A 13,552-nucleotide genomic window follows, 5' to 3' on the forward strand; every position below is an offset into this window, starting at 1 on the left:
TATTTAAAAAAGATCATTTTTTTAACGTTTTCTACGAAAATTCACAAAACTACAAATGTAATGAAAATAACAGTAAAAGATTATAATAATTAATGGTCTGGTAATATTGAATTTAATCTGAAGCAAAAGCTGTTAAAATGCTATATCTAAAAGCAAATATTGATAAAATGAATATTCTGACATTCTCAATTAACATTTTTTCCACAATTTATCAACTTATTAATCTGGTTTAATAAGTTATCAATGCGTTCTCAATAAGTTATTCACATATTTTTAATAGGCTTACAAAGTATTCTCCATAATATGCTAATAGTTTATTGGTATTTTTTCCACAAATTACTAACAGTTTTATTTGTCTGATATTCAATGGTTTATTAATAATTAGTATACTTTTCTGCAAAATGTAATAATAGTATATTTTTCGGTTAATGTTTAGAAACAGAAGGTATAACTAACATTTTTATTATTCTGTGAAAATTGTTAATAAATACCTGATTATAGTATTTGTGGAGAGGTTGGAATTTTCTGATGAATTAAGAGTATAAATCAGGGCATAAAAAAAGACCTACATTTTTGTAAGTCTTTGTTAGCTCCTCCTGCTGGGCTCGAACCAGCGACCCTCTGATTAACAGTCAGATGCTCTAACCAACTGAGCTAAGGAGGAATTTTCCTTGTTTAAGGTGCTGCAAATATAAAAGGAATATTAATATCAGGCAAATTTTATCCCCGATTAACGGCTATTTTTGACTAAAAATGTTGAATTTCAGTAAGAAATATTTCAGAAGATTTTAAGATTAACTTTAATCATCCTCAAATAAATGCCGGAAATAGAGTTCGGGAGATTCTAAAAAATTCTTTGTCAGCTGATAATGCTCTGTTTCTCTATAACTGACCTGTTGAATTTTATCATCCAATAAATAAATTTCTGCACCGGGATAGCTCATCAGGATCGGAGAATGGCTGGAAATAATGAACTGGGCCTTTCCTGCTTTTTCCAATTTGTGAATAACGGACAATAATGACAATTGTCTTTGTGGAGAAAGTGCGGATTCCGGCTCATCGAGAATATAAAGGCCATTCTGGAAATGATTGTGAAACAAGGAGAGAAAAGCTTCGCCGTGGGATTGCTGATGTAAGGATTTTCCTCCATAGGCATTCAGGACGCTTCTGTCTTCTTCAGCAACTTCATCTATGTAGGTGGCAAAGTTGAAAAAGCTCTCAGCCCTCATGAAAAATCCCTGCCCGGTTTTGGTTTTCCATGACAGTGTGAGGTATTCGGACAGTTCGGACTCGGTTTTGTGAAAATTATAATTGTGATTTCTGCTGCCTCCGGATACATTGAAATCGCACTTTTCTGCAATGGCTTCCAGTAATGTAGACTTACCGATGCCATTTTCTCCAACGAAAAAAGTAACATTGCTTTTGAGCTTTAAATCTAAACCATTGCTCAGAAAAGGAAGATTGAAAGGAAAATCTTCCGGATGATTGTCTTTTAAGTAAATCCGGGATAGGTAAGGCATTAGGGTTGTTATATTACATATTGTGACTTCCGTCCAAAGGTATGCAAAATAAAAAAGACCCATAGCAATATGGGTCTTTTGCTTCTCTGCTCGTATCAGTGATCTTGGACGGTTAAATGTCTTGCTAAGCCCGAAAGGCAGTATTGTGGCGTTATTTCTTTAAGTCTTTTAATATTTCCTGAACAGCCCGTTCCAGTTGGGGATCATTATCCTGCTGTCGGTCCATAAAGGAATTTTTAACGTAAATATCTGGCTTCACGCCTGTTTTTTCAAGATTCTGCCCGTCAAGGGTATAGGTACCCCATGAAGGGAGCCTGTAAAAAGAACCGTCCACAAGGCTTTTTCCTGAAGTGAAGATAATCCAGCGATAGGTATCCTGACCAATGATTTTCCCTAGTTTCAGGGCTTTAAAGCCGGCTGCGGTCATTTCAGCATCGCTTAGGGAGGCTTCGTTAATCAGCAGAACGATAGGTTTTCCGGCAGGGGCAAAGTTGGGCTGCGTAGTCATTTTTCCTTCACGGTATTTCCATTGCAGATAAGGTTTTTGAGCAAGGAAATTCAGGACTTTATCATGAACATTTCCGCCGGTGTTATATCGGAGGTCGAGAATAACAGCATCTTTTTTGTTTTCCTGTTCTACCATATCCAGAAGAAAGCGGTCCAGTTCATCAGTTGACATGTTTTTCATGTATGAATAAGCAATGCGATTATTGCTGAGCTTATTGACGCGCTGGCGGTTGTTGAATATCCAATCATCATAAAGCAATCCTTTTAAATCGGTATTTGAAATAGGGTGTACTTTTGTTGTTACATTTTTTCCGCTACGGCTGAAAGTGAGAATAAGCTCATCCTGCTTTTTAGGACTTGTGAAATAGGCTTCACGGTTTTCAAGAGGGTCTGTTTTTTTTCCGTTTACGGCAACCAGCTGATCTCCGGGTTGTACATCAACACCAGAACGGAATGCAGGAGACTTCCGTACAACGCTTTCTACAATATAAGGCTGGTCTGCTTTAAATACAATTCCGGTTTCGTTTGTAAAGTAGTTCAGGTATCTGGTTTCTTCCTTACCGGTTGAAGAAAATCCGGTGTGGGAAGAATTAAGCTCGCCCAAAAGATCATTTAATAAAATGCGCAGATCATTTCTGTTATTTACATACGGAAGATATTTTGCATACTGTTCCTTTTTTGCTTTCCAGTTAATTCCGTGAAAATTCTCATCATAGAAGTTTTCTTCAACACCTGTCCAGGCTTCATTGTACATTTGAGTGAATTCGGATGCCAGATCTTTGTCAAAAGCATACTGAATGTTAATTTTTTCTGGCTTCAATGCATCCAGTGTCATTTTATAAATATTGCCTTCTATTAATGCAAAAATATTTTTTTCAATTTTGGTGATTTGTGACGCCTCCTTATCGAATACTTTCTCAGATTTTGCAGGTTCGAAATCAGTAAAAACCTTTTTGAATAACTGCTTTTTTCCGTTATCCTGATTGGAATTAAATAATAAAATCTCTTTCTTGTCATCTGCAAAAACTGTAGGATCATCCTGATATCCATATCTGTCGGTAACCAATTCGATTCTTTCCAGGGTGTCTTCCGGATTCACTTTTAGTTCCTTGATAACAGGTTCTTTCTCTTCCTTTTTCTCTTTGCTTTCGTCTTTCTTCTCTTTCGTCTTTTTTGGTGTTTCAGGAGATTTTTTTTCTTCAATAAAAAGCTTGTCGAATTTTTCAGACTTATAAGGTTCATCAAACCAGTCCAGGGCCATCCTGTAAATATTGGATTTTTGCATACCTAAAGGGTAAGACGGATTGGTTCTGTCGCTGCTGAAATAAATATATTTACCATTGGGAGACCAGAAAGGATCTTCCTCCGAAACACCGGTATTGGTGAGGTTTATGGTTTGGTTTTTTTTGATGTTGTAAATGAAAATATCCAGTTCGAAATTTCTTTTTGCTGAGAATAATACATATTCGTTATTAGGCGAAAAAGAAGGTTTTGAATTTTGGAAAGCCCAGATCTCATCTTTTACAATACTTGTAGAGCTGAAGCTTTTGAGATCCATTATTCTTACCTCATCACGACCGCTTAAATAAACCGCTTTTGAAAGGTCATTATTAAGGGTTATGTTGCGGTTGTTACGCAAATCATGAGTTAGCTGTTTAGCCTGGTCTTTTCCGTCTGCAGCAATGCTGAACCAGTTTTGGTAGCCTTTGTCGGTTTGGTTAAAAAGTAACGTACGATTGTCTTTCAGCCATTTTACTTCCATTACACGCTCTTTTCCATCGGAAATCTGCTGTGTGAATTTCCCTTCGATATCCGAAACAAACAGAACACCACGGCTTACAAAAGCTATCTTTTTACCATCCGGGGAAACATCGTAATAAGAAATGTTGTTTTCTACACTGAAATTTTGCTCTTTTTCCAATATCTTATTCGTATTGAGGCTGATATCCAGAGCTTTTGTACTTTTTGCAGCTGTGTCGTAAATATAGAGCTGGTAGTCTTTTTCAAATATGACTTTGGCTCCGTTTGCTGAAACAAAAGGTTTTTTAATAGAGGTATCAAACTGGGTCAGCGGTATTTTTTTACCATTTTCAATTTGGTAAAGGTTGTATTCATTATTATTCTCATCGGAAATAAAATAAACACTGCCATTTTTGTCTACGCTTGGGTTAAAATCTTTTCCTTCATAATTCGTGTATTGTCTGAAAGAATTGTTCTGTGGACTGTATCCTAAAATATCAGGATTGTTTTCTCCTTTATAGCGTTTACGGTGTGTCTGGTTCACGGCCTCTGAAGAGCTGGTGAAAAGATATTCTCCTGCCGGAGTTTCGGCGATCCCGCTGGTGTTATTAAAGTAATTGTTAAAAAGCTTTTGTGGGGTTTTCCCTTCAATGGTCGTTTTAAAACTTCCAAAATTATTATTCCTGTTTGAGGTAAAATAAAGAGTTTTGCTGTCCCATCCCCAGCTTTCTATTTCATCTTTTCCGGTGTGGAAGGTAAGCTGTTTAATCGTTCCACCTTCAACAGGCATTACGTAGACATCATAATTGCCATACTGATTGGAGCTGAATGCCAGCCATTTTCCATCAGGAGAAATACGCGGATTAATTTCTTCTCCGTCTAAAGCTGTGATTCTCGATGCATTTCCACCATTGGAGTCTACTTTCCAGATATCTCCGCCATAAGCAAAATAGGCCGTTTTTCCATCGGGACTCAGTGAAGGGCTTGATAGGAAATAAGACTTTTCCTGTGCTGAGATCTGAATGAGAGAAAAAGCTGTTAATAATGAAATAAAGATTTTCTTCATGAATAAATTTGATATTATGCCTTATTAATTTATTGCTAATATATAATTGATTTGTCAGATCCGAAAAGTTTAAAGCAAAAAAAAACACCTACAAATTAATGTAAGTGTTTGTCCTTATTGGCTCCTCCTGCTGGGCTCGAACCAGCGACCCTCTGATTAACAGTCAGATGCTCTAACCAACTGAGCTAAGGAGGAATATCCTTTGTTTTAAGTGGTGCAAATATAGGACGAATATTTATACCGTACAAATATTTTTTATGAAAAAATTCAAAAAAATTATAAACTGCCCGTAAGTGCTTTAAAGATATCACTTCCGAAGATCAGTAACATCAATCCTAACAGGAAGATAACCCCGATCATCTGTGCATTTTCCAATACTTTCTGAGGCACAGGTTTCCCCGTAATCATCTCCCACAAAGTAAATAAAACGTGTCCTCCATCAAGTCCCGGAATAGGAATCAGGTTCAGGAATGCCAGCCAAACAGAAAACATAGCTGTAAAACTCCAGAATAAGCTCCAGTTAATAGAGACACCTCCGTCTTTAGATTTCTGTACCGGCATATTTTTGATGATCGCCAATGGACCGCCTACTTTCTTATAACCCTGAACTTTTTTGTTGAAGACCAGTTTAAACTGCTTCACCTGATACGTTAAACTTTCAATACTTCTTGTAAATCCTCTTCCGATAGACTGTACAACAGTGAAATGCTGTGTGTTGGCGAATTTTTCAAGCTGCTTGTAAGAAGCTATTCCTAAAGTTCCTTCCTTGGAAACTTCAAGATTTAATGGCTGTACTGCACCGGCTCTTAATACTTCCATATGAATTGCCTTTCCGGCATTTTTTATAACAACACCCTGAAGTTCATCATAATAATTGATCTTCTGGCCATTTACTGAAACTACCTGGTCACCTACTTTTAATCCTGCTTCAGCAGTTTTAGGATTCACAATCGTGTCAATTACAGGTGCATATCTTGGAGTCAGGAATGCTTTTGGGTTTTCATCTTTAAAAGCAAGTGCTTTCCCGTCATCGTTGGTGTTGAAGGTAACCTCTTTTCCTCTTCTTAAAACCGTTATCTGATCACTTAATAAAATATCCAAAGACAGCTTATCCAGGTTATTCTGAACCTTTCCGTCTACCTTTAAGATTTTGTCGCCATCTTCAAAGCCCATTGCTTTTGCAATATTGGTATAATGCATTGGGGTTCCTACTTTCGTGGTATCAAAAGAAGTTTCTCCATTGAAGTATGAAAGACTCCCAAAAATGATCCAGGCAAGGAAAAAGTTAACAGTAACCCCACCCAGCATGATGATCAGTCTCTGCCATGCCGGTTTGGATCTGAATTCCCATGGTTGTGCAGGCTTTTTCATCTGCTCCTTATCCATGCTTTCATCAATCATCCCTGCAATTTTCACATAGCCACCGAAAGGAAGCCATCCGATTCCATATTTCGTCTGCTCAGGATGCTTTCTCCAGTCGTTGTCTGAAAGTTTTGATATATCGATAGGAACTTCTGTCTCTTTTCCGTCTACTACGATAGTTTCTGTGTCCGGAAGGTTTTTAGAAAGAAATTTATACTGCCATTTTCCGTTGATCTTCTTCATTGAAAAGATAGAAAACCATGGATCGAAAAACAGGAAGAATTTCTCAGCTCTGGTCTTAAACCATTTTGCCGGTAAAAAGTGTCCAAGCTCATGAAGAACCACTAAAATAGAAATACTTAGTATGAACTGGAAAATCTTGATTGCTAATTCCATTAATAAATTTTAGATTTTAATTTGCAAAGGTAACAATTATCAAAACTATGCCAAATAAAAAAGCCCCTCTAAATGAGAAGCTTTGTCATATATTTCGTGAATTCTACAGGTTGAAAGAAACACCGATGCTGCCGTTGTTGCCTACTTCTGCAAAAACGCCCACTTTCTCGGTAAAGAAGTAGCGGGCTCCAATATGGGCACCGATCCCGAAATCCTTCCCAAGAACACCAATGTCAACACCGGGATAAATGTCCCATTTTGCAGGTAAATCAAGGGCTTCATTAAGATGGAAATTCAATCTTCCGAAGGCAAAAACACGGTTGTCTTTATCATGATCTTTATAATTATCAAAATAAACATTCAGTCCGGCACCTACAGATATAAGCTTATTCAATCCATAATCATAGGTTCCTGTAATTCCGGTTCCGTATCCCCAGGCACTTAATCCAGCCTGAACTTTTTGGTCGCCCTTACCCGTGTATGCCTGTGCATTGGCTATCGTTCCGAAAAAAGCGATCATCAGCACCAAAAACAATTTCTTCATAATTTTACTTTTTAAATTGATAATGGAAATATCCTCATCAAAAATAGAACCGAAATCAACGGAAAATCGTATTTTTATTGAAGTTTTTTAACAAAGTTTATGAAAATTGCAGGACTTAATTTAGATATTGTCTGGAAAAACAAAGAAAAGAATTTCCAATCCATCGAAGAACAGCTTAAAAGCATTGAAGCAGATATTTTCCTGCTTCCTGAAATGTTCTCTACCGGCTTCTGTATGGATGCTGCCGAAGTTTCGGATAAAAATGAAGAGTCTCTGGAGTTTCTGAAAAAGCTCTCAAAAGAAAAAAATGCAGCTGTTTGCGGGAGTGCTCCGGTAGAGCAGGACGGGAAGTTTTATAACAGAATGTATTTCGTTCAGCCCGGCTCAGAGACAGTTTTTTATGATAAAAGACACCTGTTTTCTTTTTCGGGAGAAGATAAAGTGTATACACCTGGAAATAAAAGAGCTATTGTAAATTATAAGGGATTCCGGATCTTGCTGCAGGTCTGCTATGATCTTCGTTTTCCTGTTTTTGCAAGGAATAATGATGATTATGATGTCATTTTGTATGTTGCCAATTGGCCTGAAAAGAGGGTAGGAGCATGGGAGCATCTGTTAAAGGCCAGAGCGATCGAAAACCTGGCTTTTGTTTTTGGCTTAAATAGAATTGGAACAGATGGGAATAATCTTTTTTATCAGGAAAGCTCCCATTGCTTTTTTGCAGATGGAAAAGAGATTTCACAAAAAACAGGAAATATAGTCTCCGCAGAACTGGATATGGATGAGCTAAAAGATTTCAGACAGCATTTTCAGTTTTTGAATGACAGAGATCGTTTTTCAATAGATTTATAGGTATGAGAATAAGGCTAAGATTAAGACTGAGATCAGAAAATGTTCTACCACCTTAATCTTAGCCTCAGCCTAAACAGTTTAAGAATATTGTTTAAGCAGTTCGGTGAGTGTATTTACATCGTGTACACCGCTTTCTTTCCATAAAAGTTCTCCGTTCTTGAAGACTGCCAGAGTCGGGACCCCACGTACACCATATTGAGCGGCTAAAGCAGGATATTGGTCTACATCTACTTTGATGATTCTTGCTCCTTCACCTATATTTTCCTTTACGGTATTCAACACTGATGACTGTACCTTGCATGGCTGGCACCATGTGGCAAAAAAGTCAATAAGTACAGGCCTTTCCGAATTAATGATTTCTTGAAACTTTTGTGACATAGTTTTGGTTTTTTATTTAAAGCCATTAGGATTCTGGAAATAAATCTTAATGGTACAATATTTTATTTTCCGTGCTGTTTCTGGTCCTGGATTGCTTTTATATTTTGCAGGCTGGTGCCGTCGTAAGCTTCCACACCATTTTTCTTTAATATTTCCATAGCCTGGTCAGCCTGAATTCCTTTATTGCAGAAAACAACAACTTTCTTGCCTTTAAGCGAACCAATGTTATTTTGTATTTCAGCTAATGGAATATTGACCGCGCCTTTTGCAGTTCCTGCTTCATACTGCTCAGGAATTCTTACATCAACCAAAGTGACATCTGAGCTGTTGACCACTTCTTTGATGTCAGCCTTTTGGATGAGGCTTGTACTTGTTGTTTTGCAGGCTGTTAACGTTAAAATAATAGCAATGAAGTATCCGGCAATCTTTCCTTTGATCATCTTACAATGTTTTTGATTGACACACAAAATCTGTTGTAGGCAATTTTTCTGTTTTTTTGATGCCGTTAAAGCCGCCTTCTATTTCAGTAAAATTCCTGATTCCGTGTGAGTTAAGTACGCTGGCTGCAATCATGCTTCTGTATCCGCCGGCACAGTGAAGGAAGAAATGTTCAGAATCATCAATCGTAGTTACCCAGTCACTGATCGTATCCAACGGCTTATTAAATGCATTATCAACATGTTCAGCAGAATACTCACTTAATTTTCTTACGTCAATAACTTTGGCGTTTTCAGTGAACTGTTCTGCAAATTCTGCAGGAGAAATTCTTTTAACCTCATCAGTTTCTTTACCTGCATTTTTCCAGGTATTGAAGCTTCCTTCCAGGTATCCTAAAACATTATCAAAACCTACCCTGCTTAACCTTGTGATGACTTCCTCTTCAGTTCCTTCATCGCTTACAAGCAGAATTGGATGTTTTACATCAACAATCATATTTCCTACCCAAGGAGCAAAATCTCCTTTTAGACCTATGTTGATGGAATTCGGAATAAATCCCTTATGGAATTCCGCCGGGCTTCTCGTGTCTAAAATCAAAGCTCCGCTCTCTTCTGCCAGTGCTTCAAAATCTTCTGCAGTAAGAGGACTCAGGCCTTTGTTCATTACAATATCAAGGCTTTCATAGCCGCCTTTATTCATGGCGACATTCATACCGAAGTACTTCGGAGGAGCGGTAAGACCATCAAGAACTTCTCTGATAAAAGATTCCTTATCCGGCTGATTCAATGCGTAATTGGTCTTTTTCTGATTTCCTAAAATATCTACCGTTTCCTTCTGCATATTCTTTCCACATGCTGAGCCTGCTCCGTGTGCGGGATAGACCGTAATGCTGTCGTCCAATGGTAAAATTTTAGTCTGAAGGCTGTCATAAAGAATTCCTGCAAGATCTTCCTGGGTAAGATTAGTAGCTTTTTGCGCCAGGTCGGGTCTCCCGACATCGCCTAAAAACAAAGTATCTCCAGTAAAAATAGCAGTTTCGGTTCCGTTTTCGTCAATTAGAAGATAGGTTGTACTCTCCATTGTATGACCGGGGGTATGCAGTGCTTTTATTTTTATTTTCCCGATCTCAAAGATTTGGTTGTCTTCCGCAATAATAGCCTCAAATGCCGGTTGGGCAGTAGGTCCATATACAATAGGAGCTCCTGTTTTTTTACTTAGATCCAAATGTCCTGAAACAAAATCAGCGTGGAAATGGGTCTCGAAAATATATTTTAAGGTTACATTATCTTTATCAAGGCGATCCAGATAAGGTTTAACCTCTCTCAGCGGATCAATAATCACAGCTTCATTTTCTGATACAATATAATAGGCACCCTGAGCCAGACAGCCCGTATATATTTGTTCAATTTTCATTGGGATCTTTTTTAAATTTTAGATAAAGATACGAAGTATTAGATGAAATGTGAATGAATTGTTAAATCCAGGCGATAGTTTCTTTCAATATTCATAGGCTGGCAGATATAAAACCCTTTGTTTTCAAATGAAAAGCCCGAAGTGAAGAATCGCTATTTGACGGGCTGTTTTTTATCATGTTTAAAAAATGGAAATATTTATGTAATGCTATTATCTACAGCTATTTTTTTGATCAAATTGATGAAGTTTATAAACGAGGGCTAAAAAGAAACTACCATATATATCGTTAATATTATTTGTATTAATTATTTTAATGACCGGATATTTTATAAAAAATTTTATATTTATAAGTTAAAAAAAGATCAGATGGCAGATAAAACACAATTTATTGAAGAACTAAATGCAAAATATACTCCGAAAGGAGAACACATTATATTGGGAAAAGGAATGCTGAACGGAGAAGTAATACCGGAAGTGAATGTTACAATTCCTTTGAAAACCATCAACCGCCACGGTCTTATTGCGGGAGCAACAGGAACAGGTAAAACGAAAACGCTGCAGGTATTTGCAGAACAGCTTTCCCATGCAGGGATTCCTTCCCTGGTTTTGGATATTAAAGGGGATTTTTCAGGAATAGCCGAAGCCGGCCAAATGAATCCTGTGATTGAGGAGAGATATGCCAAAACACAGCTTCCTTATAATCCGCAGGCCTTTCCGGTAGAGCTGATGAGCATCTCAGGAGGAAAAGGAGTTAAATTAAGAGCTACTGTTACAGAATTTGGCCCAATTTTATTAAGTAAGATCCTTGAACTTAATGATACTCAGCAGAGTATTATGTCAATTGTATTCAAATACTGCGATGATAAAGGTCTTCCGCTAATCGATCTGAATGACTTAAAAAAAGTTCTGCAGTATGTTACGGATAATGCCCAGGGAAAAGCTGAACTGGCTGCAAATTACGGATCCATTGCCCCGGCTTCTTTGGGAACTATCCTGAGATCTATTGTTGCACTGGAGCAGCAGGGCGCAGCTGATTTTTTCGGCGAATTAAGCTTTGATGTTCATGACCTTCTTGAAACCAGAGATGGAAAAGGTGTAGTGAATATTTTAAGGGTGGCGGAAATTCAGAATAAGCCACAGTTGTTTTCCACCTTTATGCTTTCACTTTTTGCCGAAATTTATATGACTTTTCCTGAGGAAGGAGACAGCGGAAAACCTAAACTTGTTCTTTTCATAGATGAAGCTCACCTGATTTTTGACGAATCTTCAAAAACTTTGCTTTCACAGATCGAAACGATGGTAAAACTGATCCGTTCAAAAGGGGTTGGTATCTATTTTATTACGCAGATTCCAGGCGATGTTCCGGAAAATATTCTGTCACAGCTTGGGCTTAAAATCCAGCATGCCCTGAGAGGGTTTACCGCAAAAGATAAAAAAGAAATTACCAAAGCTGTCGAAAATTACCCGACCACAGAATTTTACAATGCCTCAAATCTGATTCAGAATCTTGGAATCGGAGAGGCTTTTGTAACCGCTTTGGATGAAAAAGGAATCCCGACACCGCTTGTTCATACCTACCTGATTTCTCCGGAATCAAGAATGGATGTTCTGAATGACGCTGAAATTTCAGAGCTGACCGGAAATTCTTCTTTGGTCGCTAAATATGAACAGCCTGTGGATAAAGAATCTGCTTATGAAATTTTAACCAGCAGAATGGAGCAGGCAGCACAAAACCCCACGCTGGCCCAAAAGACAAAACCGGTGAAAGAAGAGCCGGGAATGTTTGAACAGGTGCTGCAAAGTAAGGCCGGAAGGACTTTTACCAGCACTTTAATGAGGGAAGGAGCAAAAGCTCTTCTGGGGATGTTCGGACTTGGCGGGAGAAGAAGATAGTAATTAATTTTATAAACTAATCTGCTATGAAAAGCACATCAGCTTATGCAGTATCAGGGCACGGTGTGCTTTTTTGACATATTTTTTGTTATTTTAGCAGGATTACCTTTACAGGTAAATTTTTTAATTTAAAAATAGCAGTATAACTACAATTCAATGTATTCGATTATAGATATAGAAAGTAATGGTGCAGGTTATAGACATGAATGCATTATAGATATAGCCATCTACAGGTATGATGGCCAGAAGATTACTGACCAGTTTATATCTCTTGTCAATCCCGAAAGCGATATTACCCCTTTCGTACAGAAACTGACAAATATTACACCTAAAATGGTGAAAACGGCTCCAAAGTTCCATGAAATAGCTAAAAGAATCATTGAGATTACTCAAAATACAACCTTGGTAGGCCATAATATTGATTTTGATTACAGAATGCTGCGCCAGTCTTTCAAAAGACTTGGTTATGATTTTCAGACCAATACTTTAGACACCATTCCTTTGGCGAAAAAAATGATCCCGGATGAAGTCAGTTACTCATTGGGTAAGCTCGTGAAATCGCTTGGGATTCCACTGACAAACCACCACAGGGCTGAAGGAGATGCAAGGGCAACACTGGAGCTGTTCAAGCTTTTAATATCAAAAGATACTGAAAATGAGATCATCCAGAAGCAGCATGACGAGACCAATGCAAAAACGTATATTAATAAGATCAAAGTTCTGACCCAGGATCTGCCTAATGAAAAAGGCTTTGTCTATTTCCAGAACGAAGCCGGAAAAATCATTTTATCAGATTACGTCCAGGATATCAATAAGTTTTCTAAAAAAGTTTTCAATTCCAAGTCTAAAAAGTGGGAACAGGTTCAGAAAGATGTTGAACAGATCAATTATGAGCTTACAGGAACAGATATTATTGCAAAGCTGATCCTTAATTCCAAAAATATCAAAAAAAGAGAAGTATGTCCGTTCGGACTTTACTTTAGGAATAATAAGTACATTGTTGAAAAAAACAAGCTGAATAAAACAGAAAGGCCCATCCTGAAATTCAGATCATTTACCCAGGGAACAAAAGCGGTTCAGTTTATTGGTTTGCAGGAAGAATTTAACGATGTCAGTGTTTTCCTCAAAAAGATAGACTTCAGAAAAAGAAATGAGCTGTGGCTCGGTCAGGGAAGAAAATTGGGTGAAAAACTGTTTCTGATTATTGAAAACGGAAAGGTGGTTTCGTATGGCTTTTATGAACTGTTTACGCAGATACAGACTCTCAGTAAGCTTTCAAAGCTGAAAATTGATCTGCCCCTATCTTCTGCAGATCTCCATAATGACCTCCAGCTTGCCCTGCTTCGTGGTGATTTTGAGACGTTGCCATTACCAAAATAATAGAAAAATTCAAACTTTACAGTTTTTGTCAGGAAAAATGCTTCTCAAACGAATTTTCTTGAA

10 protein-coding genes and 2 tRNA genes are annotated in these 13,552 nt (G+C 37.7%); 3 read left to right on the plus strand and 9 right to left on the minus strand.

Annotated elements, in window-relative coordinates; translation table 11 throughout:
* Positions 1 to 590 precede the first annotated feature (590 nt).
* The 6 genes from AC4IFE_RS06280 to AC4IFE_RS06305 all read right to left on the minus strand — a co-directional run bounded on the left by AC4IFE_RS06280 (position 591) and on the right by AC4IFE_RS06305 (position 7,135).
* A tRNA-Asn gene (locus AC4IFE_RS06280) sits at positions 591 to 664 on the minus strand.
* Between the two features lie 136 nt (positions 665 to 800).
* Entirely contained in the window at positions 801 to 1,520 is a 720-nt protein-coding gene (locus AC4IFE_RS06285; RefSeq protein WP_490755685.1) for an AAA family ATPase, read from the minus strand.
* Between the two features lie 151 nt (positions 1,521 to 1,671).
* Complete coding sequence (locus AC4IFE_RS06290; RefSeq protein ID WP_490755687.1) at positions 1,672 to 4,833, minus strand: S41 family peptidase; 3,162 nt, start codon at positions 4,831 to 4,833, stop codon at positions 1,672 to 1,674.
* A 118-nt stretch (positions 4,834 to 4,951) separates the two neighbouring features.
* Positions 4,952 to 5,028: transfer RNA gene (locus AC4IFE_RS06295), tRNA-Asn, on the minus strand.
* Positions 5,029 to 5,109: 81 nt separating this feature from the next.
* Positions 5,110 to 6,591, minus strand: coding sequence for an RIP metalloprotease RseP (gene rseP, locus AC4IFE_RS06300; RefSeq protein WP_490755688.1), 1,482 nt, complete (start codon positions 6,589 to 6,591; stop codon positions 5,110 to 5,112).
* A 103-nt stretch (positions 6,592 to 6,694) separates the two neighbouring features.
* Entirely contained in the window at positions 6,695 to 7,135 is a 441-nt protein-coding gene (locus AC4IFE_RS06305) for a DUF6646 family protein (protein WP_490755690.1), read from the minus strand.
* A gap of 99 nt (positions 7,136 to 7,234) precedes the next feature.
* On the opposite strand from AC4IFE_RS06305, the gene AC4IFE_RS06310 reads away from it, so the two are divergent.
* On the plus strand, positions 7,235 to 7,987 hold the full coding sequence (locus AC4IFE_RS06310) for a nitrilase family protein (RefSeq protein WP_490755692.1): 753 nt from the start codon (positions 7,235 to 7,237) through the stop codon (positions 7,985 to 7,987).
* 78 nt (positions 7,988 to 8,065) lie between these two features.
* On the opposite strand, the gene AC4IFE_RS06315 is transcribed toward AC4IFE_RS06310, so the two are convergent.
* From AC4IFE_RS06315 to AC4IFE_RS06325, 3 genes are all read right to left on the minus strand, one after another.
* Positions 8,066 to 8,365, minus strand: coding sequence for a thioredoxin family protein (locus AC4IFE_RS06315; protein WP_034701246.1), 300 nt, complete (start codon positions 8,363 to 8,365; stop codon positions 8,066 to 8,068).
* Positions 8,366 to 8,427: 62 nt separating this feature from the next.
* Positions 8,428 to 8,805: a rhodanese-like domain-containing protein gene (locus AC4IFE_RS06320; RefSeq protein WP_490755693.1), complete on the minus strand. Its 378-nt coding sequence runs from the start codon at positions 8,803 to 8,805 to the stop codon at positions 8,428 to 8,430.
* A 1-nt stretch (position 8,806) separates the two neighbouring features.
* Entirely contained in the window at positions 8,807 to 10,216 is a 1,410-nt protein-coding gene (locus AC4IFE_RS06325; RefSeq protein ID WP_490755695.1) for an MBL fold metallo-hydrolase, read from the minus strand.
* A gap of 366 nt (positions 10,217 to 10,582) precedes the next feature.
* Between AC4IFE_RS06325 and AC4IFE_RS06330 the strand changes: the two genes are divergently transcribed.
* Complete coding sequence (locus tag AC4IFE_RS06330) at positions 10,583 to 12,109, plus strand: helicase HerA-like domain-containing protein (RefSeq protein ID WP_490755697.1); 1,527 nt, start codon at positions 10,583 to 10,585, stop codon at positions 12,107 to 12,109.
* 156 nt (positions 12,110 to 12,265) lie between these two features.
* The gene (locus AC4IFE_RS06335) at positions 12,266 to 13,489 is read left to right on the plus strand and encodes a 3'-5' exonuclease (protein ID WP_490755698.1); all 1,224 of its coding nucleotides are present in this window, start codon (positions 12,266 to 12,268) and stop codon (positions 13,487 to 13,489) included.
* Positions 13,490 to 13,552 lie beyond the last annotated feature (63 nt).

Source organism: Chryseobacterium sp. UF-81, from assembly GCF_058245105.1.